The sequence below is a fragment of the Methylotenera mobilis 13 genome (assembly GCF_000384255.1).
Classification (GTDB): domain Bacteria; phylum Pseudomonadota; class Gammaproteobacteria; order Burkholderiales; family Methylophilaceae; genus Methylotenera; species Methylotenera mobilis_B.
Genome location: NZ_KB913035.1, coordinates 558,332 through 580,951, shown reverse-complemented (window position 1 = coordinate 580,951; position 22,620 = coordinate 558,332). Strand labels below are relative to the sequence as shown.

Genomic DNA, 22,620 nt, shown 5'->3' with positions numbered 1-22,620 from the left:
CGGCTACAGACAACAACGTTGCCTGAAATAAATTAAGCAATTTTTTCATATAGCGTATGGTCAGTGAGGTATTAAATAGTTCATCAAATTTTACTGTAATCTACAATAGATGCCAGAGCATTTACACTTGCTTACATTTTACCCATTAATGCCTAATGGTCATTGGGGCGGAAAGTCAGCTTTAATGCACGGAACTGTGAGAATAACGCTTTATCTTCAGGCAATGGCAACGGTTCTGACACACGAATAGCGCGTTCAACCGCTTCATCACATGCGGGATTACCACTAGACTTAGTCAACTTAGGTGACGAACCTAACTCACCGGTAGGTAGCAGAGCAATATCAAACTTTAACTCGAGATTAGCATCACCACATAGGGATTTATTCACGTTATTACGAATTTTTGCCTGAATTTTCGCTTTAAATTCATCCACAACACCAGCTTTTGCCGCGCTAGCTTTTTGTTCACCCAAAGGCTTTCCATCAGACAGACTTTCTTGTTGTAGCTTTTTTAAAGCATCGTCTACTGGTGGTTTGTTAGGTTTTTCTAACGCATCTAACATCAGTTGTTTTTGCAACTTAGCTAATTGATCGTCTTGCTGTGTTTTTTTAGGAGGCTCTTTAGGTGGGTCTTTTTTAACAGGCTTTTTGGGTACTTCTTGTTTGATCGCAATTTCAGGCTCGGGTTTTGGTTCCGGCTTTATTTGCGGTTTAGCTTCAACCACCTTCTCTGGCTTGGGCTCAGGCTTAGGTACGTCTTTCACAACAGGCTCTGGCTCTACCGTTGGCAACGGTGGTTTGGGCATGTTTACAGCTGGGAGACTATCCCACAACTCAACCTCAGCAATGCTAACGGGATGTGTTGTTTTCCAATTAAATGACACAAGCAAAGCGCCCAATAAGATGGTGTGCACAGTAATGGATAAAACACCGGCTTTAAATGAATCTGGGTTTTCGCGCTGACGTAACATAGAGGCTAAATTATCTAAACACTTTAAACTGGCTTAAGAAGCAAGCCAACTTTGTCTACCTTATTGGTTTTAAGCAGATCCATGACACCAATGACATCTTCATATTTCACGTTTTTATCAGCTGCGATCACAACAGTGCGCTCAGGTGATTGTGCTAATGTGGTTTGTACCGCGACCAACATCTCATCACGTTGCATGGTTTTGCTATCCAGCTCGATGCTGCCATCTTTCTTAACGGTGACAACGACTGGCGGAAGCTTTGGTTGACTGAGTGCTTGCCCCGCGCCGGGTAACTCAACCACTCCTGGGTTAGTCATGGGTGCTGTCACCATAAAGATTACCAACAAAACTAAAGTCACATCGATGTACGGGACAACATTGATTTGATTCATCATGCGGCGTTTACGAGTTCTGCTCATCGAGAAACCTCTACTGAAATCAATTCCAAAGTAATCACCAATTGAATCATCATGTTAAGACTTACGTTGTAGAATGTTGGTAAATTCTTCCATAAAGCTTTCATAACGCACTGAAAGCCTATCCACTGAACTTGCAAATCGGTTATAAGCAATCACTGCTGGAATAGCAGCAAATAAGCCGATCGCTGTTGCCACTAAGGCCTCAGCAATTCCAGGCGCCACTTGTGTAAGGGTTGCTTGGGCGACATTAGACAAGCCTCTAAATGCGTTCATAATGCCCCACACTGTGCCGAACAAACCAATATATGGACTGACTGAACCAACAGATGCGAGAAATGGCAAATGTGCATCAAGCTCATCCATCTCACGGTTAAACGCTGCGCGCATCGCACGGCGAGAGCCTTCCATTACATCGGATACATCCATACGTGTTTGTTGTTTATGACGTGCGTATTCTTTAAAACCAGCTTCAAAGATACTCGCCATGCCTTGTGGTTTACGACGATTAGCAGTAATCACATCGTACAACTTATTTAGGTCACCCCCACTCCAGAAGGTGTCTTCAAAATCTTCTGCATCACGCTCAGCACGCTTAATCGTGGCAACTTTAATAAAGATATACCACCATGAGAATAATGAGGTGATGATTAAAATCAGCATCACGAGCTGCACAGGTAAACTTGCGCCTGCAATCAGGCTAAAGAAGGACATATCACTACTTGCGTTCATAACTTCTCCACTTTTTATCTACTGCTTTTTTATGTCGTACTGCAATGATTCACTGCATTACTCATGATTTGAATATCCAAAATAGTGCAATACTGAATATGACTAATCTTTTCAAACTAAGCCTTTTCAAGCATGGCTTGTTTTATATGCGCTGGAATACCTAGAGGCTTAAATGTTGCTGCATTGACAAAAGCTGCCTTCACATGCGCGTTAATTAACAACACCCCATCACGCATGATTGTTTGCGCCAACTCGATGCTACCGTAGCCGATTTTAATGATATCGCAGTGAATTTCAAGCATGTCATTAAAATACGCTGGCTTTTTGAAAGCGATAGACAGGCTGTGTACAACAATAATAATACCGTGACCATCTTTTAGCTCAGTTTGTTCAAACCCCAAGGCACGCAACCACTCGGTTCTGGCACGTTCCATGAAATTTAAATAATTGGAATGATAGACAACACCACCGGCATCCGTATCTTCATAATACACACGCACAGGCCAACTAAACTTACCTAAAGACATCACTACTGCTCCTGCCACGACTCACCGCTAGCGATAGCGCCAGGGACTGGCAAGCCAAAATGTTGATACGACTGACTGGTTGCTACGCGCCCACGTGGGGTACGCATCAGGAAGCCTTGCTGAATCAAATAAGGCTCCAGCACATCTTCAATCGTATCGCGTTCTTCACCAATGGCGGCGGCTAAATTATCTAGCCCAACAGGCCCGCCACCAAATTTTTCCAATACGGCTAACAGTAACTTTCTGTCCATGACATCAAAGCCAAGTTTATCGACATCCAACATTTTAAGAGCGGCATCTGCAATACTGGCACTCACCTTACCATCGGCTTTCACTTGGGCGTAGTCACGCACACGACGCAATAAGCGGTTAGCGATACGCGGTGTACCACGAGAGCGCATGGCAATTTCAAGGGCGCCTGTATCGACCATTTCCACATCCAACAAACCTGCGGAGCGCTGTACGATACGACCCAGCTCTTCAGAAGTATAAAACTCTAATCTCGACACGATACCAAAACGATCCCGCAACGGATTAGTGAGCATACCGGCACGGGTGGTTGCCCCCACTAAGGTAAATGGTGGCAAATCCAAACGGACACTACGTGCAGCAGGGCCTTCGCCAATCATGATATCTAGGCGGTAGTCCTCCATTGCTGGATATAGAATCTCTTCAACGACTGGTGAGAGCCTGTGAATTTCATCAATAAACAGCACATCATTTGGCTCTAGGTTGGTCAGTAGCGCGGCTAAATCACCCGCACGTTCAAGTACAGGGCCAGAAGTTTGGCGCATATTGACGCCCATTTCTTTGGCAATAATATGTGCCAGCGTTGTTTTGCCTAGCCCTGGTGGGCCGAACAGCAATACATGGTCTAGTGCTTCACTACGTCCACGTGCGGCATTGATGAATATCTCCAGTTGCGCACGCGCTTTTTCTTGTCCGATATATTCATCCAGCACTTTGGGGCGCAGTGCGCGCTCCAGCGCTTCTTCCTGCGGATTGACAACATCCGGGGCGATTAAACGATCAGTTTCTATCATACAACTTCATCTGCTCTCTTATTTTGCAACACTACCCAATGTGAAACGAGCGTCAAACCAACCGCTAACAAGGTTGGCCCTAAAAAAATACCAATAAACCCAAACATTAACACCCCGCCCAGCACGCCGAGCACAACAAGCAGCAGTGGCAACCGTGATGTATGACTAATTAAAATTGGCTTGATAATATTATCCACCGTACTAATCACAAGCAGGCCATAAATCAGTAAAAAGATCGCCCAACCATGATCGCCATGATTAAATAGCCATAGTGAAGCACCACCCCACACCAACGGCGGACCAACTGGAATCACCGATAAGAAAAAGGTTGCTAGTGCCAATAAGAAGGGCATTGGCGCACCCGCCAGCCAAAATCCAAACAATGCAACGCTCGCTTGTGCTAATGCTGTACCAAAAACGCCTAGCATGACGCCTTTCACTGTACTGGATGATAACGTTAGCATTTCTTGCCCTAGTTCACCACCCAACCTACGCACAATTGCAGTAATAACATCGGATAAACGCGCCCCATCTCTATAAAAGAAAAATGCGACAAATACGACCAATACCAACTGCAAAAAACCACCCATCACCAATTGCACAGCCTGCAATAAAAACTCTCGGATTGGTTCTGAATATTGGTCTAGCAAGCGCATGAGCTCTTCATGGCTGACAAGCGCACGTTGCCAAGACTCAGCCAACTGCTCTCCGATGATTGGCAGGGCCTTTAGCCACGATGGCGCTGCAGGTTGTAAACTTTGCAAGGCAGATTGTGCTTCATCAAGTAACACTGTGGCTGAATCAGCCAAATTCACAGCCAAATAAGCCATTGGTAAGATTAGCGCGACCAGCAACAACAATGTCATTGTTAGGGATGCAAGCGTATCTCGCTTACCTAATAGACGCCATATGTGTTGGTATAAAGGCCAAGTAAACACACAAATCACGGCAGCAAACAGCATAGCGGGCATAAACGGATAAAGCACTAAAACACATCCTACTATCAGTAGAGATATTAAGGTCATGCGTGCAATTTGGTTGGTGTTAATCATATTAAATACTCAAAAATATCGGGCATATAGACAATATGCCCACTAGTAAAGCACGCTCTAGCCTCATCACGCATACTACTTGGAAAGTAATTTCAATGCTTGTTTAATCCCGTCCGTCACACTCACTTCTTTATCCAGCAACTTCACTGCAGCAACTGCCTCGCGCTCGTTATAACCAAGCGCTAGCAATGCATTAAGCACATCGCTAGTTGCAGATTTCGGTTGATGCTCACTCATGGCAGCAACACCATCAATCGTGAATTTATCTTTTAATTCTAGCAGCAATCTTTCTGCTGTTTTTTTGCCAACACCCGGCACACGTGTCAGCATGCTTGGCTCTTGTAGCGCCACGGCTTGCACTAAATCATCTATCGATAGCCCACTTAAAATAGACAATGCCGACTTAGCGCCAATACCATTCACTTTAAGTAATTGTCTAAACGTCGCACGTTCTTGACTTGTACCAAAGCCATACAACAACTGGGCATCTTCGCGCACCACAAAGTGGGTAAGCATCACCACCTTTTCACCTAAGGCAGGCAAATTGTAAAAAGTACTCATTGGCACTTCGCACTCATAACCCACGCCGTTGCAATCAATTAAAACCAACGGAGGTGTTTTTTCTAATAGGGTACCGCTTAATCGACCAATCATGATGCATTCCATAACAAAATAATGGTTAACAGTAACGCATGACTGAACATAGAAGCAAGTGTAGATTTAATTGCTGGCAACAACTGCGCTGGTTTTTCTGAGAACTGGTGCAGCACATAAAATGCGTGCAGTGAGAAGAACAAAGGCATCGCTGATAGCATCACTGAAGTTGGAAATGTACTCATATAGACAGAGCCGAATAACCATACCAATGCCATCAACATTACGACTAAATAAACCCATACAGCGTGTTCGGATTTTAATCGAACGACCAAAGTGCGCTTACCAGAAGCCATATCAGCATGACGGTCTGGAAACTGATTAATATATAACAAACTGGTGACCAGCAAAGCATATGGAACACCTGCCGATATTGGCACTAGAGAAAAGATTTGGCGCTGAACGTAATCAGCACCAACAACAAGCCCTAAAAAAACGCAGAACTCACCTAAACCACGACTATTTAAGCGAAATGGGGTGGCGGAATATGCCCAACCAATCAACACGCCCACCATGCCCAGCACTAACAATCCCAAGTTCACATAATAAGTTAATATCAAACCACCTAATACTGAAGTAAACAGCAATGCGTAGGCTAAATAGGCTGTTCGTTTTAGCGTCATCACACCATTTTGGATGAAGCGGCTACCGCCAGTGAAGGGATATAACCTCTCGTGATTAATAGCATCTGTACCGTTTAATGCATCAAAATAATCGTTGATTATATTTACCGCAGCATGCATCGTAAGCGCTAGCACTAAAGTTGCGACTGCAAGCACTGGCTGAAACACAACTCCTGAATTAATAGCCGCAGCTAGGCCTATCAAACAAGCCATCAGCGTAGCTATCAGAAACATAGGTCGCGTGGCACAGAAATAACAAAAAAGGGAATTGGTGAAGCTAGTGGGACTAGGCTCTGAAATTGAGTTTCTCATCCAACCAATCGCCCACCGCGAACACGGAAACCTGCGGTAGCCATTAAGCCGAGTCCCTGACCACCATGCGCATGGCAAATAGCACAAGCAAGCGCATCAGCCGAATCTGGTTTTGGTGCAGCAGGTAACTTGAGTAGGCGCTTTACCATTTCTTGCACTTGCTCTTTTTGCGCATGCCCGTTACCTACCACCGCCTGTTTCACTTGTAGGGCAGTGTATTCTGCAACGCTTAAATTACGAATCACCGCAGCACTAATCGCAGCACCACGGGCCTGCCCAAGCAACAGAGTGGATTGAGGGTTAACGTTCACAAATACTTTTTCAATGGCCACCTGATTAGGCTGGTAAGTATCAATCACCTCGAACAAGCCATCGAGTATGATTTTGAGGCGGGCGGGCAACTCTTCACGCTCTGGGTCGCCTTCCACCTTGCTCTTTTTACCACTAGCGGTTTTGATAGTGCCACTAGCAATGTAGGTGATTTTTTCACCTACTTTTTCAATCACACCAAAACCCGTTAACCTTAAGCCTGGGTCAATACCGAGAATTCTAGTAACACTCAAGGCATGCACCCAGTTGTTATCAACATTCAGAGTTACTCTTCAATCACAGCAGAGGTGTAAACATCCTGCACATCATCTAAATCTTCCAGTGCATCCAGTATTTTCTGCATTTTCACCGCATCTTCGCCAGTAAAGATCACTTCGGCATCAGGTTTCATTGTCACTTCACCCATTACTGCCTTGATACCCGCTGCCTCGAGCGCCTCTTTAATCGCCACAAAGTCAGCTGGTGGCGTAATCACCTCAATACTGCCATCATCGTTGGTTACCACATCTTCAGCGCCGGCTTCCAATGCGACCTCCATTACTTTATCTTCTGAGGTGCCAGGCTCAAACACTAAGCTACCACAGTGCTTAAACATAAAAGCCACCGAGCCATCGGTGCCCAGATTGCCGCCGTGCTTACTTAATGCATGACGCACATCCATCACTGCACGTTGCTTATTGTCAGTTAAGCAATCAATAATAATGGCTGCACCATTGATGCCGTAGCCTTCGTATCGGATTTCCTCGTAGCTAACGCCCTCTAACTCACCCGTACCTTTTTTAATCGCTCGTGTAATATTATCTGATGGCATGTTTTCTTCTTTTGCCAACGCAACTGCCGCACGTAAACGTGGGTTCATATTAGGATCACCACCACCTAGACGTGCTGAGACCGTGATTTCTTTAATGATTTTAGTAAAAATCTTACCGCGCTTTGCGTCTTGGCGACCTTTGCGGTGTTGAATATTTGCCCACTTACTATGACCTGCCATGTTTAGATCCTAATTTCCAACTAAATAAGGCTGATTTTATCACATGCGTTTACCCAAATTACAGGCTTTTCAGAGAGAGGATTGAGGTTAATGGCCTAGTAAGCACCAAATACTCAGATTCTATTTACAGGTGTTTACTCTTGCCCAATTGCTGGATCAACAGGCGCATGCTTTTTAATACTAATAAATGAAATAATCACTAACGATAGTGCGATTAACACCATGCCAATCAACTCCATCTGATTAGGTACTTCATTTAACTGTACCCATGCAGCCAACACACCGATGACAGGCGCTAGCATTGATGCCATGCTGGCCATGCCAGCAGGTAAAATTTGTAAGGCATACAACCACAGCAACCAAGCCAACGCACCACTCAGAAACACATTAAACAATACAGCACCGATAAAGTAACCTGTCCATTGAATAGGGACGGCTGGCACGATAAACGCAATTGCGATCATAGGAATCGAGCCCAACAACATAGGCCAAGCTGTCAGGTTTAATAAATCGAGATGCGGGCTACGTCGATGTAGTTTTTTAGAAATAATGGCTGAAAGTGCCCAAGAAACACCTGAGACAATTGCCAAGAACATACTGAAGCCATCTGCTTTGATATGTAAAGGATCGAATATCAGCACCATACCGAATACGGCAGAGATGACTGCCAACCACTGCCAGCCTTGTACTTTTTCACCCAGCATTGGCCAAGCAAACAGCATCACCCAAAATGGCATCGTGTAAGTGAGTACAGCTGTTTTACCTGCACCGCCTTCAACCAAGGCCCAAATCAATAAACCAGTAAAACCCACAGTCTGTAGCAAACCCAACACCAGCATCGTTGGGAACTCTTTTAGACCCAAGGGTCGCTTAGTAGCATAGATCACAACAAATAGTACAATCGCACCAAAGAAAACACGCAGGGCAGCAAATTGAAATGGGCCTGCATATTGCAGTGCACTTTTCATCACAACCCAGTTGTAGCCCCAAATAATGGTGAGTACGATTAGTGCAACAAATGCACTAATGATATTTTTTGTACTATTTCCCATATATTTTCATGCCCTAATGATTGGCGTCCGTTAACTGCTTAGTTCCAAATATGTGTTACTGCTTTCCAGCTGCCATCCGCTTGCTTACGGTATACCAAATGCACATTACCGCCAAACGTTTGTTTTTCGCCTTGCGCATTTAACATCGCACCAGCCCATTTACCGCGTTGGAAAGCAAGATTGCCATCTTCAACGGCGTCCAGCAACGTTAACTGGTGCTCAATCACGCCCGCATCAATGAGCCCTTGGAAAAATGATTGGATTGCAGAGGCGCCTATCACAGGGTCACCTGCTGGAGCAGGCATTACCACTGCATTTGTATCGTATAAGGCACCAATCGACACTGAATCTTTGGTATTAAATGCATGGTCAAATTTTTGATTGATTTCGCTGATTTGTTGTTTGATATTACTCATCATGACTCCTGATTGTGAAATAAATTATTTTTGCTTGGTTAATTCTGGGATGCCTGCATTAATTAAATCTAACATCTGCTCTAATTGGATACGCTGTGCTTCATTAAGACCCTTCATACACAGCCTTAATCTTTGGTAGTAATCTGGCATGACTGCATCTAGCTTAGCTTGCCCTGCATCAGTCAGGTGAATCAACACGCTACGCCTGTCACTTTTCGTAAACACACGCTCAACAAGGCCACCTTGCTCTAAGCCATCAATTAGCCCTGTCATCGTTGCTCTCGTAACGCCCGCTTTGCTTGCAAGTACAGAAGGTGTTGCGGTGTGTGTGTCCTCACGCATTAGCAAAATAAGGACCCACCAGCGCCCTTGTAGCAACCCATGCTTACTCAAACAAGTATCCAATGCGATGGATAAATCGGTTGCAACCCGTAGCAAATGCAAAAAGCTCGACACTGCCGTGATATCCGCATCAGGATATCGCTCAGCAAATTTATGGAGCACTCCAGTAGTAGGTAAGTCTTTTAGTTCTAGCATAATTAGGACCATTATAGTTAGCTGGCTAACTATGTCAAGTATTCAATGTATTTGTTGTTATTTTATTTATGATGTAAATTAATAAAGTCTGTCGGAAGATAATAAAGTCTGTCGAGCTTTGCAATTCAAAAGGCCCTGATTTTTTTCAGGGCTTTTTTATCATATAGTTGCTTCTGCTATATTTAGTGTTGTAATTCAGCAGCTATCATCTCCGCCTGCCTGAGCACGGTCTCGGTTGCCAGTATTTCCATATCAGGTGGGTAGCCAAACTGCCGGAGCGTACGTTTGACGATGACTTTGAGTTTGGCTTTGACGCTTTCCTTAATCGTCCAGTCGATGCTGGCATTTTCACGCACTTTTTGCAGCAACACTACTGCCAACTCACGCAGCTTGTCCTGCTGCATAAGCTCTTTTGCACTGTCGTTATTAGATACCGCGGTGTAAAAGGCAAATTCTAGCGGGCTCAGTTTCAGACGCTCTGCCTCGCTGTCGCCATGCACAATTTCCTTACTGATTTTAATCAGCTCATCCATCAGTTCGGCGGCAGTGATGATTTTGTTCTGGTAGCGTTTAATCGAGTTCTGCAGCATTTCCATCAGGCTACGGCCTTGCACCACGTTGAGCCGTTCGCGCACCTTAATTTCTTCATTCAGCAATTTTTTCAGCACTTCCAGCGCGATGTTTTTATGCTCATGATTTTTGAGTTCCATTAAAAACTCATCGCTTAAAATTGAAATATCAGGTTTTTTGATGCCTGCCGCATCAAACACATCAATTACCTGTTCTGACACCAGCGCCTGATCAATCACCTGGCGTATCGTGGTTTCAATTTCCTCATTGGTTTTGCCTTCACCGCTGCTATCAAACTTGGCCAGCCGTGCTTTGACAGCCTGAAAGAAGGCCACTTCATCCTTTGCATCCATAGCTTGCTCATGCGGAATCGCAATTGCAAAGGCTTGCGACAAAGCAGTAACTTCATTGATATAGCGTTTTTTGCCATCTTCGATATTGAGGATATGCTCTTCAGCGACCAATATCAGCGAGAGCTTTTTAGAAGTATCTGCTGTGAAATAGGCTTTGTAGTCAAAACCATGAAATAAGTTGGCAACCACTTCAAGTTTTTCCAACATCAGGTTGACCGCCTGCTCCTGCGTTTCAGCGGGGTCGCCCTTGCCACCAGCATCAGAATAGAATGACAGTGCCTGTTTCAAATCGGCTGCTATACCCAGATAGTCCACCACCAAACCGCCGGGTTTGTCTTTATACACGCGGTTGACACGGGCAATCGCCTGCATCAGGTTATGGCCTTTCATCGGCTTGTCGATATACAGCGTATGCATGCTGGGCGCATCAAATCCGGTCAGCCACATATCACGCACAATCACCAGCTTCAATTCGTCATCCGGGTCTTTCATGCGCTCGGCCAGGTTGCGGCGCTGCTGCTTGGTGGTGTGGTGTTTGGCGAGTTCCGGCCCATCGCTTGATGATGCGGTCATCACAACCTTGATCACGCCTTTGTTCAAGTCATCCGAATGCCACTTAGGTTTGATTTTGATAATTTCTGCATAAAGTGCGGCAGCAATACGGCGCGACATACTCACGATCATGCCTTTACCGGCAAACACTTCCTGCCGCTGCTCAAAGTGTTTCACAATATCCTGCGCAATATTGGCTATGCGTTGCTGGCTGCCGATCAAAGCTTCAATCTGAGTCCATCGTGATTTGGCTTTCTGCGTTTCGGTGAGTTCGTCCTGATCGAGTTCTTCATCGAGCTCAGCAATCAGCTTTTTGCCTTCATCAGAAAGCTGCACCTTGGCCAAACGGCTTTCGTAATAGATACGCACCGTAGCGCCGTCTTCCACGGCCTGGGAAATGTCGTAAATATCCACGTAATTGCCAAACACCGCAGGCGTGTTTACATCGGTGCTTTCAATCGGCGTGCCGGTAAAGCCCAGATAGGTTGCATTAGGCAGTGCATCGCGCATGTATTTGGCGAAACCGTACACGATTTTCTGGCCTATCACTTCACCAGCGGCGTTTTTATCTTCTACTGTTCTGGCTTTAAAGCCATATTGGGTGCGGTGTGCCTCATCGGCAATCACCACAATGTTGCGGCGCTCAGACAGCGTTTCGTATACATTGCCTTCTTCCGGCTGAAACTTCTGAATGGTGGTAAATATCACGCCACCTGAAGCTACCTTGAGCAGCTCCTTCAACTGCTGACGGTCTTCAACCTGTTTAGGCTCCTGCCGTAATAACTGGCTAGAGGCGGCAAAGGTATCAAACAGCTGGTCGTCTAAATCGTTGCGATCAGTGATGACGACAATGGTCGGGTTATTCAGCGCCAGCACAATTTTTCCGGTGTAAAACACCATGCTCAGTGATTTGCCGCTGCCTTGCGTATGCCACACCACGCCTGCCTTACGGTCGCCTTTGGGCTGGGTACGCACATCGCTCAAGCCATAACTGGCAGGGTCTTGCGCAACGCCGCTGGCTTCTGCAGCGGCCCTTAACGTGGAAATCACTGCCGCATTCACCGCATAATACTGGTGATATGCCGCCAGCTTTTTCACCGTGCTGATACTGATCTGGCCGGTTTTGGTATCTTCTCTGGAAGATTTTTCAAATACGACAAAGTGGCGAATCAAATCCAGCAATGTGGCTTTATTCAGCATGCCGTGAATCAGCGTTTCAAGCTGGCTGGTTAAGTGTGAAGCCTCGGCCTTGCCATCAGCACTCTTCCATGCCATAAAGCGGCTCAGGTCAGCGGAAATGGTACCGGCCTTAGCCTCCAGCCCATCAGACACCACCACAAAGCCATTGTAAGTAAACAGGCTGGGAATGCTAGCTTTATAGGTGCGAATCTGCTCAAACGCGGTTTTAACCGTAGCGTTTTCATCGGCAGCATTTTTAAGCTCAATCACCACCAGCGGCAGGCCGTTTACAAACAAAATCAGGTCAGGGCGTTTGTTCTGGTTGTTTTCAATAATGGTGAACTGATTCACCACCAGAAACTCGTTATTATCCGGGTTGGCAAAGTCTACCAGCCACACCAGATCTCCACGCGTGTTGCCATCTTTCTGGTAGCTGACATTTACCCCCTCAGTCAGCAAGCGGTGAAATGCTTCGTTATTGGCCAATAACTCTGGCGAACTGATGCGCTGTATGGCTTTAACAGCTTCATCGAGTGCTGCAGCAGGCAGCGTGGGGTTAATGCGGGCAACAGCCTTGCGTAAATGGTTGAGCAACAACACCTCAGCAAAGCTGTCGCGCTCAGGGTTGGCGCTATCAGGTGCAATCTCTGGGCCATAAAGGTAATCAAAGCCAAGCACCTGCAAGCGCTCAATGGCTAGTGACTCGATGTCCGATTCGGTGATTTTCATTAGCTATAACTCATAATCTTTTTTATAAGATTTAACTATAAAATCCACAGCTTCTGGCTTATAAACACTGGTGATTCCCTTTTGTAATATTCCAAACTTCTCATATTGTTCTTGTTGCTTGCTACTTCTAAAAATATAGTCAGAAAGTTCTTTCTTATCTTTAATGTTGTTGTCAGCAATTATTTTGTAATGCTCATTTTGCTTGATATTTGGTAGCTGAGCTTTTACTGCCTTATATAAATCACTAGCGGTTAATGTGTAAACTTTTAGTTTGTCCGCATTTTTAATAACTTCAACTTCTATTTTTTCAACGGGGGTAATATTTCCAACAAGCTTTAAAGTTGGTGCGCCATCTTTATCGACAAACTTACCTTCTTGCACAAATTTAATATCTTTGATTAACTTTGTATCAATCAGAAGTTTATGGTCATTCTTTCCTTCAATTTCACCCTTCAAAGTATCTACAATAGCAATGTTTTGTGGGCCAATTTTGGCAATATTTTGTATATGCTCAACCCATTTTCTTTGCTCTATATTTCTATTTTCATCCAATATTGCACGTAATTCAGGATATTTAATACGCTCACTGCGTCCACTGTACCTATAAAAAATGTCACTTTCTCTTGCAACATCTTTAGGTGTGTTATTTTTACAAATAACTGGTTTATTGGAGGACTCATGAATTTTGATTACGCCAAATTTCTTGCCATCATTTTCAAATTCATAAACATCCCACTCAATCATCGGTGAATAATGCGTATTCAAAAAATTAGTAACTTTTTCAATTTCTATGTTACTAAAGTTTTCATTACTCATGCCGTTTGGCACTCTGGGCGCATCAGAGACGCCAAAAACAATCACACCACCAGAATGGTTTGCAAAAGCGCAAAAGGTCTTAGCATACTCATTGATTGAGCCTTGATGGTAATTTTGCTTAAACTCTAGAGTAGTATTTTCTCGCTTATGCAATCTACCATCAGCCTTAGTTTTGATTATTTTCTTGAACTCTTCTTCAGTCATCTATTTTCAATCAAATTCATTAATAGTAAGTTTATTTGCTTAAAGTTTTCATTCTGCTCATAAAGCTTTTCTATCTGCTTTTCACCATGAAACAAATTGTTTCTAAGCCTAAAAGCGATCTTTAACAAAGCTTCTATCATTTCCTCACATGATGGATTTTCCATAGTTAAGCAATTTAAAACCTCTGATTTAATAAGCTCAGATTTAAACTCAAAAGTTATGAATTGTTCAGTTGGCTGGCCACTGGCTATATATCGATTTTTAAAGTATTCAAATACACTGCTCAAAAGTCTTTGGTCTACTTTTCCTGCATAATTTTTTGAATGCTCGTTTGGGTGATTTCCAATTCGACCGTCTTTATTACATAGCTCTTTTTCGTAAATGTTCCAAATAAGGCTGAAATAAAAAATGCTTTGGAGTTTTGCATCATCAATTGGGTAATAAAATCTATTATTCGCTAACCATTCTTTTTCAGGCATTTTGATGACTAATTTCTTTTTCCAGTCAAATCAGCAATTGCAGCTTGTAATACTTGCCATGTAATTTTTGCCGTGTGCTCATCTGGGTTAAATTTTTGAACCGCTTGCTGTCTAGGGTGAATATAATTTCTGAAGTCTTTCAAAGTGTGGCCAAATTTTTTTGTATCTAATGACAGCATACCTAACTCGTGAGCTACATTAATGAGGCATTCAAGTGTCCAGTCGTGCAAAAGTCTAATTTTCCCATCTTTATCTTTGGGTGCTGATTGAGCATTATTAAATTTTTTGGGGTTTTTAGTACCCGCATCTAGCAACAATCCCTCTAGGGTACTTCCGCATAAGAAAATAGTCGCAAGCGGTGTTTTTGCTGTTAATGACTTTTGAATTTCATCAATTCTTTGGCTTATCACCTTTTGAAAAACAGTATCTAATTCAAGCCTTGATAGGTCAATTTTGTTAAATGACTGTTGTAAAAATTCATCTTCTGATAATTCATTTTTTGGCTTTGCTTCTGCCTCCCCTAGCAACCTCGCAATAATTTGCTTGGCAGTCTTCAAGTCAGCCTCAGACAGGTTTCCAATAACTTGTGCATATTCGAGCAGACCATTCAAAATTTTTCCAACTAATAAATCGCTTTCTATCTCCCAAAACGCTCTCAGCCGTTTCATTTTTGATTGACCATTGACCAAGTATTTATCAGCATCAATATTTATTTGGTATTCCCTAAAGAACTCAGAGAAAGTTCTATCTGTGAAATCTAAAACATATCCACTTCTATCGAATAGACGCTCAAAAACCTTTTTTTCAGGCATCTTCAAGCTAGACATATTTACACCTCCACTCTAATCTCACCACTCATTAGCTTGGGAAGCAAGGTGTCGCGGAGTTTTTCCAGAGTTTGTATTTGTTCGATATTTTTAAATTTCTTACTGAATAAATCTTTAGCGAGCTTTGTATAACTTTCAATTTTCTCTTTTGGTGGCATAAAAAATTCAAAAGATGGAACTGCTTGTTTGCTTAAATGCAGAACCGTAGAGCCATTGGAATAACCTAAACAATGTTCTTTAAACTCTCTGGTTCGCATCATGCGATATAGAAACTCATTTGAAAGCCATTCAAACTTTGATGTAACTTTTACTAAATCCATTGAAATTACAATGGTTTCATAGCTTGGAGAACCAACAACTAATACTGGATTGCCTATAACATCTGCATCTTGAGTAATATCTGTATGTGCCACAACCAAGTCGCCTTGAACAACAATATGCTGTTCTTTGAATCGGCCTGTAAATTCTTTAAATCCGTCTAGTCTAAAACCGCCATTTCTATCAAAGCTTTTCAAAGTAACCATTGCTACCTTTGAAGGATTAAGTTCTGAACTTTTGTAAGATACACCATTAAAACAATCAACATATTCGCCAAGCTCTCCAAACTCCCAATCCTCCAGCGCTTCTTCTATAAACCACTGCCTGAACAGCGTTTCGGCCATGTGTTCTAGTGTGGTGTTTTGGCGGTGCAGCAGGTCGATTTTGTCATCTAAACAACTGAGGACTGAGGCGATCACTTTTTGTTCTTCGGGATTTTCAGGGATTTCAATGTCTAAAGAATTTAACAATGTTTGAGTGACTAATGGATGACTCGAACCACCTGCATGCTGGTTTAAATCCATGTCTTTCAAAAAGTAATAAATAAACTTTGCATAATTTTCCCCTTTAGGTTTTGCTGACAATGCATTGTCAGATACCCAAATGGCGCGATTTTCATAGTATGTTGCACCACAATATGCACCAACTCTACCAATAACAATTGTCTCGCCTTCATAATTATTATTGGCGCAAAATCCTAAAATTCCATTCCCCCCATAAATAGGAATGCCACCTTCTGATGATGGGCGCGCCTTGCCATTACCAAAACTGACAACATCTCCAAGTTTGCATGACTTTAACTCACTCACAGCTTTACCCTCGCCAAGTTTTCCGCAATCGCTTTATTAAGCTTTTCTTCTTCTACCAACTGCGCTTCAAATTCTGCTTTGAGGGTGTTAAAGCGTTCGGCAAAGTTGAAGTCATCCTCATCATCGGGTAGACCCACGTAGCGGCCCGGGGTGAGTACGTAATCAAGTTCTTTTACGCGTTCCAGGCTGACAGAGGCACATAAGCCTGCAACATCTTCATAATTGCCATTTGGGTTGCGCCAGTTGTGGTAGGTATCGGCGATTTTCTTAATATCGTCGTGGCTCAGCTCTTTAGTGCGGCGGTTAATGAGATGACCGAGGTTACGGGCATCGATAAAGAGTATTTCGTTACTGCGGTTTCTGAATTTTCCGTTAGTACGGTTGCGGCTCATAAACCATAAGGCAGCGGGGATTTGCGTATTCAGGAACAGCTTGGCCGGCAAGTTAACGATGCAGTCAATCACATTGGCTTGCTCAATCAGCGCTTTGCGGATTTCACCTTCGCCGCTGGTTTTGCTGGTGAGTGCGCCTTTTGCCAGCACTACACCGGCCTGGCCGCTAGGTGATAGGTGGTAAATAAAGTGCTGTAGCCAGGCAAAGTTGGCGTTGCCTGCGGGCGGCGTGCCATATTGCCAGCGGCCATCGTTACGCAGCAGTTCACCAGACCAGTCACTGACGTTAAACGGTGGGTTGGCGATGATGTAATCAGCTTTCAGGTCTTTGTGTGCATCATTGAGAAAGCTGCCTTCGTTGTTCCACAGCACCTTGGAAGCATCTATGCCGCGAATAGCGAGGTTCATCTTAGCCAGGCGCCATGTGGTTTGGTTGCTCTCTTGGCCGTAGATGGAAATATCATTCACACGGCCTTGATGTTCGACCACGAATTTTTCAGATTGCACAAACATGCCACCGGAACCGCAGCAGGGGTCAAATACGCGGCCTTCATAAGGCTCCAGCATCTCTACCAGCACTTCCACCACAGAGCGAGGCGTATAGAACTGACCACCTTGCTTGCCTTCTGCCAGTGCAAATTCGCCCAGAAAGTATTCAAACACGTGGCCGAGAATATCGGCGCTTCTTTCCTTGGTATCTTGCAGCGCAATGTTACTGATCAGATCAATGAGCTGGCCTAAACTAGCAGGGTCAAGATTATCGCGCGCAAACACTTTGGGCAGCACGCCTTTGAGCGATGGGTTTTCGGCTTCAATCGCATCCATGGCGGCATCAACCAGTTTGCCAATGTCGGGTTGCTTGGCTTGTGATTGCAGGTGAGACCAGCGAGCATCCTGCGGCACGAAAAATATATTCTCGGCGGCGTATTCATCTTTGTCTTCCGGATCTGCACCAATATATTCGCCATGTCCCTCAACGAGCTTGGCATAGTGCTGTTCAAACGAATCGGAAATGTATTTGAGGAAAACCAGACCTAAAACGATATGTTTGTATTCAGCCGCATCAATATTTTTTTGTAACTTACACGCGGCTTTCCAGAGGGTTTTTTCTAATGGTTCGGATTTGGTTTCTTTTTTTTCTTTTGCCATATGTACCTATTCTGTACTTACTGTATTGAATCTATTTTTTTGATTGTACTCGAGAACAGTCGCCCTGATAAACGAATAATATTTTCGAATTTTTCTTTTTTCAGATCGGGTCTTGAATGTATTTCAATGAGATTGCCTCCGTCATAGAAATCTTTAATCGCTCTAAATGTTTGTGTGTTAACTCCGGTAAAGGATGGCAACCCGAGCCATCTTGCTCGCCAAAAAATATAACGTCGGTCTTTCCCAAGCTCTAAGCCCATATTCAAATAGCTTCCCTTATGCCTTATATAAGCATTAACGAAGGATATATCTGATATGTCCGGTTTGTTTTCTTTATTTAATAAATGGAAATTTTGGGCAGTTAATTCATGCAATGCCTCATCTGCGTCATCAAACAAAACCGCTGCGGCCAGCAGAGTATTGATATAGGACTTCCCCTTTCTGGATGATTTCAGCACCTCATCAAAACCTGCAACAAACTTTCCGTAACTTTCTTTTTTTAATCTAGGAAAATGCTTTAGAATCCATTGCTCTGGCAAAACTTCATTCATCAGATCGCTAAGCTGCCTACAAGTCCCTTCTTCAGAAAATTTAACGCCTATTGACTTTGCCTTTTTGGATAATATTTCCTGAGCAATTCTGTTATTTACAGGCACATCCAATTCCATGGCACCTTCAATCAGTTTTGCAAACCTCAATATGACAGGATTGTTTATTCCGAGTGATTCCGGCTGTTTTATATAATTTCCGCTATTTAAAAAGAAGCTCGGCTGATAAAAAAAGGCGTTTTTATCATGCACCTCTTGTAATGGTTCCTCATGTTTCACGCACCAGTCAATTCCAGGGATTTGCTGCGACCTCTTCCAGAACGAGAAGCATGGGTTACCCTTATTTTCAATTACACATGATTCACAAAAGCACGCAACATTTTTGGGGTTAATGAAGCTTAGTCTTGTTAATAGCGCAAATTCATCATTAATCTTAATCCCCAACTCCGCCGGGAAGTTGATAGTTTCAGGCCTGGTTGTCCGCAAAATTGGTGTCAAAGTATTCCCTTTTGCAATAGCTTCTGCCTCAACACCCAGCGCATGCTCTAAAACATGCACAAATGCAGGCGATTTAATTTCTGGCTTTACTTCACTGAACCATTTGTGAAGAGTATTTTTTATATTTTTCACACTTTCTCTATTACTAACTAAAGATACGCGCCCCAAATAACCTGGCAGAAATTCATCATCTAATATATTGGGCAATGTTAATGAGTGTCCTGGGTTGGCTATATGAGATACTTCGACAGAGGCTATTCGCATGGTTAATCCAAAAAATTATTAGTGATGAATGTTGATTATCGAGAAAACCCCAGCCAAATCGAGCCTGAGGCGTTGATACACGTGGCAGTTAGAATTTAACGCGCCATATTGCAGGTAATGTATTTCGCAGCCATTCCCTATCATTCCTGAATAGCCAATCAAAGCCATTTTCAGGAATGTGACGAATTGTATTGAGTGAGGCACCGGGGTGATTTTTAAGAACTGTTAAAAATTGCTCCCGATGTAGCTGTAGTTGTCTGTAGTCATAGGATTTCCGCCATTCAATTTTCAGAGTCGGCCTTTTAGCCAAGTATTGATAGACATATGAAACACTCACTTCAGCTGCAATCGCAATATCCTTGTAATCCAGTCCTTGCCGAGACTTTTCAATAATAATTGCCTCCTTACCGGTACCAATAATTCTTGGGAGAGTTTTTGTTGTTGCATTATCCTTATCAGCACATTTTGAAACCGCTAATGCCGTCATCCCCAACAATGAAGCCACTTCCTCTACTGGTTGACCTGCGCTTATTTTTATTCGCGCAATCATTGAATTTTTCCTATTCAGAATTGCACTGCATAACGCTTCCCCGCCTTGTAATAAATCATTAGTTACATCATTGTAAGTTTCAAGAAAATCTTCAAAGTTATCAAAAAGGAAATTGATTAAAAACACATGTTTCACCGGATGTTGCCGTCCAGATACTTTGCGGACCATCTGAGTATAAAATGAGCTATTGACATCTGTTAAATCACGGAAATATTTTTCCCCGACGATGTTTAGCAACCCATCGTAATGCCTTACAAACGCATTCCTCAGTTCATGCATCATTACCTTGCCACCTACCCCGACCCAACCTCTTTTCTGTAACTGATACAGACAGCACCAACGCAGAATTCCATTCTGCAACTGCAATGTATCGCTTCTCCACATGGCATTTCCCCAGTCACTTATTTTTTCAAGCTGCTGCCATTGATATTGGGCATCGAAATACTGACTGAGGTCTAATGAATCAAGCCTGGAAGTCGGGGAATAAAGGTTTCTTGCATAACCTCGCGTGTGCGGCACTATCAACAATTTCAGGGCGCAATGATGCTCATGGCATATGAAGGAAGTAGGAAGTTGATGTCCGATTTGCCACCAGGTAAATCTTCTGGCTTTGTATTGATCCTGACTGCATTCCGGGCAAACCTTTAAAATCTTGCTAGTGATTAATTCATTTGGATTCAAACCCAGTTTAGATCTTGCCGTCGCATTATCTCTATGCATGAAAGACTGCGCTATTTTTAACCGCGATTCATCTGTTAAAAATTTAGAATAAAACCCAAACTGCGTATTCCGTAAAAGAAGATTTTCAGCTGTGCCTAGATAGCCTTTCGTATTATTCTCAAATGTCTTTAAATTGCATGGAATATCATGATGCAGTCCTGCAGAAGCAATGCCAAACAATAGTTTGCTGGTTACTCTCGCGTCCAATCGCATTGACAAGTGGTGAAACCTCGCGCACCAACTATAGAGGATTTCATCTGGCATAATGTCCGGAAATCCAAGCTGGTCGAATCCGGGAAGATTAGGCTCGTTCAAGGATGTAGACATGTTTTCCAAGGACTGTCTTATCACAATGAACTAGAAATTTTAAATGTGACTTGAGAGTTTATAGTACATTAGGAGGTAGCGATCCAGGGAGCAAGCTTTTCAAGTTTTTCAACAAGAGGATATGCACGAAATGACCGATCAAGGACAAGTCCTGTAATGGACCCTGTTGCCAGTCCAAAACCTAGTCCATAAAAAATATGTGCCAAACCGCCCGTGGGCTGATAAAAAATCTGACTGATAATCACACCCGAAAGCAATCCCAGCGTAAAAAGGTAGGCGATGCCTTTGTTATTTGGAATAAACTTGGCGTGTATATCATTCAGAGCAGGCCTCTCATATTGATCGATTCTTAATATGCCAGACCTGATAGCCAATCTGATCTGTCGGTCGGATAATCCAGAAACCTTTTGAATCCGCTCAAAAACAGCAGTCTGATCTTTTAATGGAAGAAAGATATGCAGGGCAGCTTTGGATCGAGCAACTAACCCAGATTCAGTATTGGATATGGCAGGTATCTCCTGTTGCAGAAGATGCTCAAAATCCGAACCTACCTGGCCTATCGTTTTCTGATAGGAGTTATGATCAGATGCCGATTTCTGAAGCGCACTCAAAATGTGCGCCAGACTCTTCAGGTCATCTTTGCTCTCATGACCAGTCATTACCCTGCGACCCCGAATTGATTGGAGATCAAAGCCAAAGGGTCAAAGTCTGCAGGCAATTGACCCAATTCAACCTGTGTTAGATATCCTCTGAACAGCCTGAATAGCATTTTATGAGAATCAGGCGACAATTTTCCGTCCGGTTGGCTTTTTGCGCAGTTCTCTATTAATTCAAAAACCTTGTCTTCAATACGTTGTGACTGTTCATTAGTTAATGAAGCACTACCAAAATGGATACCCAGAACCAAATACGCAAGATCAACGCCAGCCAAAGAAATCGCATTAAGATAACGGATTGTCGGTACCCTTGATTCATTCTCATATTGAAGCTGTGCCAGACGTTGGCAACCCGCAATTTCAGCAAGCTGCCCTTGGTTCAATCCCAAACGTTTTCGCTCTTCCCGAAGCCGCTGTCCAAATCCATCTGGAATACCTGATGATGTAGAAGTTTGTATAGTCATGTTATGCATAGTATACATTTTTATTTATTTGTTTCAATACAAATTCATTTATGTTAGTATTCATTTGAATACAAATAAGGCAGTCCAAAGACATGCAAAATCAAAACTTGAACACCTCAGATGTGAAGCTCATTTTTGATGAAGCTGGCGTATCTGTTGCGGAATGGGCACGGGTTAATGGTTTTTCAACGACATTGGTGTACCAGGTATTGGACGGAAAACGTAAATGTCTGCGTGGACAAAGCCACCAGATTGCACTTGCACTTGGTATAAAGAAAGGAACATACATGGACGCAAAGCAGTTGTCTAAGAAATTAAGAACATTATCACCTGAAGCTGAGCGAAGACTTGAGGAGTGCAAAATGTAAAAAAGCCGAATCTTAAAAAATTAAGACCCGGCTCTGCCTTGTTTTTACAAGTCACTACTGCTCGCACCAATAGTATCTATCCGAAAGCAAGCAAAGTCAATATTTTGTTATAAATAACATACATTTTGTATGTTTCGCTTGTTTACGAGGTGATGCCATGTTTGGAATAGAGCTTAACCCCGCCATGTTGAC

General features: G+C 43.3%; 24 protein-coding genes. 1 reads left to right on the top strand and 23 read right to left on the bottom strand.

The annotated features are described in order from the left end of the window. Nucleotides 1-152: 152 nt before the first annotated feature. The 23 genes from A391_RS0102805 to A391_RS0102695 form a co-directional block, all read right to left on the bottom strand. The gene (locus A391_RS0102805; protein ID WP_019897155.1) at nucleotides 153-971 is read right to left on the bottom strand and encodes a TonB C-terminal domain-containing protein; all 819 of its coding nucleotides are present in this window, start codon (nucleotides 969-971) and stop codon (nucleotides 153-155) included. Between the two features lie 23 nt (nucleotides 972-994). Further along, complete coding sequence (locus A391_RS0102800; RefSeq protein ID WP_019897154.1) at nucleotides 995-1,390, bottom strand: ExbD/TolR family protein; 396 nt, start codon at nucleotides 1,388-1,390, stop codon at nucleotides 995-997. A 54-nt stretch (nucleotides 1,391-1,444) separates the two neighbouring features. Beyond that, nucleotides 1,445-2,119: a protein TolQ gene (tolQ, locus tag A391_RS0102795; RefSeq protein WP_019897152.1), complete on the bottom strand. Its 675-nt coding sequence runs from the start codon at nucleotides 2,117-2,119 to the stop codon at nucleotides 1,445-1,447. 116 nt (nucleotides 2,120-2,235) lie between these two features. After that, complete coding sequence (gene ybgC / locus A391_RS0102790) at nucleotides 2,236-2,646, bottom strand: tol-pal system-associated acyl-CoA thioesterase (RefSeq protein ID WP_019897150.1); 411 nt, start codon at nucleotides 2,644-2,646, stop codon at nucleotides 2,236-2,238. Between the two features lie 2 nt (nucleotides 2,647-2,648). Further along, the gene (gene ruvB / locus A391_RS0102785; RefSeq protein ID WP_019897146.1) at nucleotides 2,649-3,689 is read right to left on the bottom strand and encodes a Holliday junction branch migration DNA helicase RuvB; all 1,041 of its coding nucleotides are present in this window, start codon (nucleotides 3,687-3,689) and stop codon (nucleotides 2,649-2,651) included. Beyond that, nucleotides 3,686-4,741: an AI-2E family transporter gene (locus tag A391_RS0102780; protein ID WP_019897144.1), complete on the bottom strand. Its 1,056-nt coding sequence runs from the start codon at nucleotides 4,739-4,741 to the stop codon at nucleotides 3,686-3,688. Before A391_RS0102780 ends, ruvB begins: the two co-directional genes overlap by 4 nt. Before the next feature lie 75 nt (nucleotides 4,742-4,816). Then, nucleotides 4,817-5,395 carry a Holliday junction branch migration protein RuvA gene (gene ruvA / locus A391_RS0102775; RefSeq protein ID WP_019897142.1) on the bottom strand — a complete coding sequence of 193 codons (579 nt, stop codon included), beginning with the start codon at nucleotides 5,393-5,395 and terminating at the stop codon, nucleotides 4,817-4,819. Then, nucleotides 5,392-6,231, bottom strand: coding sequence for a prenyltransferase (locus A391_RS0102770; RefSeq protein ID WP_019897141.1), 840 nt, complete (start codon nucleotides 6,229-6,231; stop codon nucleotides 5,392-5,394). The genes ruvA and A391_RS0102770 overlap by 4 nt, the downstream gene beginning before the upstream one ends. Nucleotides 6,232-6,326: 95 nt before the next feature. Further along, a complete protein-coding gene (gene ruvC / locus A391_RS0102765) occupies nucleotides 6,327-6,893 on the bottom strand; it encodes a crossover junction endodeoxyribonuclease RuvC (protein ID WP_029143950.1) in 567 nt (188 codons plus the stop codon). 32 nt (nucleotides 6,894-6,925) lie between these two features. Further along, nucleotides 6,926-7,651 carry a YebC/PmpR family DNA-binding transcriptional regulator gene (locus tag A391_RS0102760; protein WP_019897139.1) on the bottom strand — a complete coding sequence of 242 codons (726 nt, stop codon included), beginning with the start codon at nucleotides 7,649-7,651 and terminating at the stop codon, nucleotides 6,926-6,928. A gap of 134 nt (nucleotides 7,652-7,785) precedes the next feature. Then, nucleotides 7,786-8,703, bottom strand: coding sequence for a DMT family transporter (locus A391_RS0102755; RefSeq protein ID WP_019897138.1), 918 nt, complete (start codon nucleotides 8,701-8,703; stop codon nucleotides 7,786-7,788). A 38-nt stretch (nucleotides 8,704-8,741) separates the two neighbouring features. Beyond that, a complete protein-coding gene (locus tag A391_RS0102750; RefSeq protein ID WP_019897137.1) occupies nucleotides 8,742-9,119 on the bottom strand; it encodes a YybH family protein in 378 nt (125 codons plus the stop codon). Between the two features lie 24 nt (nucleotides 9,120-9,143). Then, a complete protein-coding gene (locus tag A391_RS0102745; RefSeq protein ID WP_029143949.1) occupies nucleotides 9,144-9,656 on the bottom strand; it encodes a MarR family winged helix-turn-helix transcriptional regulator in 513 nt (170 codons plus the stop codon). 182 nt (nucleotides 9,657-9,838) lie between these two features. Beyond that, nucleotides 9,839-13,039 carry a type I restriction endonuclease subunit R gene (locus A391_RS0102740; protein WP_019897135.1) on the bottom strand — a complete coding sequence of 1,067 codons (3,201 nt, stop codon included), beginning with the start codon at nucleotides 13,037-13,039 and terminating at the stop codon, nucleotides 9,839-9,841. A gap of 3 nt (nucleotides 13,040-13,042) precedes the next feature. Next, entirely contained in the window at nucleotides 13,043-14,059 is a 1,017-nt protein-coding gene (locus tag A391_RS13655; protein ID WP_019897134.1) for an ATP-binding protein, read from the bottom strand. After that, complete coding sequence (locus A391_RS13650; RefSeq protein WP_019897132.1) at nucleotides 14,056-14,538, bottom strand: hypothetical protein; 483 nt, start codon at nucleotides 14,536-14,538, stop codon at nucleotides 14,056-14,058. The genes A391_RS13655 and A391_RS13650 overlap by 4 nt, the downstream gene beginning before the upstream one ends. Before the next feature lie 8 nt (nucleotides 14,539-14,546). Next, nucleotides 14,547-15,365: a hypothetical protein gene (locus A391_RS0102725; RefSeq protein WP_019897131.1), complete on the bottom strand. Its 819-nt coding sequence runs from the start codon at nucleotides 15,363-15,365 to the stop codon at nucleotides 14,547-14,549. A gap of 2 nt (nucleotides 15,366-15,367) precedes the next feature. After that, nucleotides 15,368-16,492: a restriction endonuclease subunit S gene (locus A391_RS0102720; RefSeq protein WP_019897130.1), complete on the bottom strand. Its 1,125-nt coding sequence runs from the start codon at nucleotides 16,490-16,492 to the stop codon at nucleotides 15,368-15,370. Further along, nucleotides 16,489-18,033: a type I restriction-modification system subunit M gene (locus A391_RS0102715; RefSeq protein ID WP_019897129.1), complete on the bottom strand. Its 1,545-nt coding sequence runs from the start codon at nucleotides 18,031-18,033 to the stop codon at nucleotides 16,489-16,491. Before A391_RS0102715 ends, A391_RS0102720 begins: the two co-directional genes overlap by 4 nt. A gap of 17 nt (nucleotides 18,034-18,050) precedes the next feature. Continuing rightward, nucleotides 18,051-19,343, bottom strand: coding sequence for a hypothetical protein (locus A391_RS0102710; RefSeq protein WP_019897128.1), 1,293 nt, complete (start codon nucleotides 19,341-19,343; stop codon nucleotides 18,051-18,053). A gap of 88 nt (nucleotides 19,344-19,431) precedes the next feature. Continuing rightward, on the bottom strand, nucleotides 19,432-20,940 hold the full coding sequence (locus tag A391_RS0102705) for a TnsD family Tn7-like transposition protein (RefSeq protein ID WP_019897127.1): 1,509 nt from the start codon (nucleotides 20,938-20,940) through the stop codon (nucleotides 19,432-19,434). Nucleotides 20,941-21,008: 68 nt separating this feature from the next. Next, nucleotides 21,009-21,599, bottom strand: a complete 591-nt coding sequence (locus A391_RS0102700; protein WP_019897126.1) for a hypothetical protein — start codon at nucleotides 21,597-21,599, stop codon at nucleotides 21,009-21,011. Continuing rightward, the gene (locus A391_RS0102695) at nucleotides 21,599-22,060 is read right to left on the bottom strand and encodes a helix-turn-helix domain-containing protein (RefSeq protein WP_036316953.1); all 462 of its coding nucleotides are present in this window, start codon (nucleotides 22,058-22,060) and stop codon (nucleotides 21,599-21,601) included. Before A391_RS0102695 ends, A391_RS0102700 begins: the two co-directional genes overlap by 1 nt. Before the next feature lie 92 nt (nucleotides 22,061-22,152). Between A391_RS0102695 and A391_RS0102690 the strand changes: the two genes are divergently transcribed. Further along, nucleotides 22,153-22,428, top strand: a complete 276-nt coding sequence (locus A391_RS0102690) for a DNA-binding protein (RefSeq protein ID WP_019897115.1) — start codon at nucleotides 22,153-22,155, stop codon at nucleotides 22,426-22,428. The last annotated feature ends 192 nt before the right edge of the window (nucleotides 22,429-22,620 follow it).

Excerpts from the sequence above, each read along its gene's own strand:
- A391_RS0102805 (WP_019897155.1), bottom strand. The coding sequence starts at position 971 with ATGTTACGTCAGCGCGAAAACCCAGATTCATTTAAAGCCGGTGTTTTA.
- A391_RS0102800 (WP_019897154.1), bottom strand. The coding sequence starts at position 1,390 with ATGAGCAGAACTCGTAAACGCCGCATGATGAATCAAATCAATGTTGTC.
- tolQ (WP_019897152.1), bottom strand. The coding sequence starts at position 2,119 with ATGAACGCAAGTAGTGATATGTCCTTCTTTAGCCTGATTGCAGGCGCA.
- ybgC (WP_019897150.1), bottom strand. The coding sequence starts at position 2,646 with ATGTCTTTAGGTAAGTTTAGTTGGCCTGTGCGTGTGTATTATGAAGAT.
- ruvB (WP_019897146.1), bottom strand. The coding sequence starts at position 3,689 with ATGATAGAAACTGATCGTTTAATCGCCCCGGATGTTGTCAATCCGCAG.
- A391_RS0102780 (WP_019897144.1), bottom strand. The coding sequence starts at position 4,741 with ATGATTAACACCAACCAAATTGCACGCATGACCTTAATATCTCTACTG.
- ruvA (WP_019897142.1), bottom strand. The coding sequence starts at position 5,395 with ATGATTGGTCGATTAAGCGGTACCCTATTAGAAAAAACACCTCCGTTG.
- A391_RS0102770 (WP_019897141.1), bottom strand. The coding sequence starts at position 6,231 with ATGGCTTGTTTGATAGGCCTAGCTGCGGCTATTAATTCAGGAGTTGTG.
- A391_RS0102760 (WP_019897139.1), bottom strand. The coding sequence starts at position 7,651 with ATGGCAGGTCATAGTAAGTGGGCAAATATTCAACACCGCAAAGGTCGC.
- A391_RS0102755 (WP_019897138.1), bottom strand. The coding sequence starts at position 8,703 with ATGGGAAATAGTACAAAAAATATCATTAGTGCATTTGTTGCACTAATC.
- A391_RS0102750 (WP_019897137.1), bottom strand. The coding sequence starts at position 9,119 with ATGAGTAATATCAAACAACAAATCAGCGAAATCAATCAAAAATTTGAC.
- A391_RS0102745 (WP_029143949.1), bottom strand. The coding sequence starts at position 9,656 with ATGCTAGAACTAAAAGACTTACCTACTACTGGAGTGCTCCATAAATTT.
- A391_RS0102740 (WP_019897135.1), bottom strand. The coding sequence starts at position 13,039 with ATGAAAATCACCGAATCGGACATCGAGTCACTAGCCATTGAGCGCTTG.
- A391_RS13655 (WP_019897134.1), bottom strand. The coding sequence starts at position 14,059 with ATGACTGAAGAAGAGTTCAAGAAAATAATCAAAACTAAGGCTGATGGT.
- A391_RS13650 (WP_019897132.1), bottom strand. The coding sequence starts at position 14,538 with ATGCCTGAAAAAGAATGGTTAGCGAATAATAGATTTTATTACCCAATT.
- A391_RS0102725 (WP_019897131.1), bottom strand. The coding sequence starts at position 15,365 with ATGTCTAGCTTGAAGATGCCTGAAAAAAAGGTTTTTGAGCGTCTATTC.
- A391_RS0102715 (WP_019897129.1), bottom strand. The coding sequence starts at position 18,033 with ATGGCAAAAGAAAAAAAAGAAACCAAATCCGAACCATTAGAAAAAACC.
- A391_RS0102710 (WP_019897128.1), bottom strand. The coding sequence starts at position 19,343 with ATGCGAATAGCCTCTGTCGAAGTATCTCATATAGCCAACCCAGGACAC.
- A391_RS0102705 (WP_019897127.1), bottom strand. The coding sequence starts at position 20,940 with ATGTCTACATCCTTGAACGAGCCTAATCTTCCCGGATTCGACCAGCTT.
- A391_RS0102700 (WP_019897126.1), bottom strand. The coding sequence starts at position 21,599 with ATGACTGGTCATGAGAGCAAAGATGACCTGAAGAGTCTGGCGCACATT.
- A391_RS0102695 (WP_036316953.1), bottom strand. The coding sequence starts at position 22,060 with ATGACTATACAAACTTCTACATCATCAGGTATTCCAGATGGATTTGGA.
- A391_RS0102690 (WP_019897115.1), top strand. The coding sequence starts at position 22,153 with ATGCAAAATCAAAACTTGAACACCTCAGATGTGAAGCTCATTTTTGAT.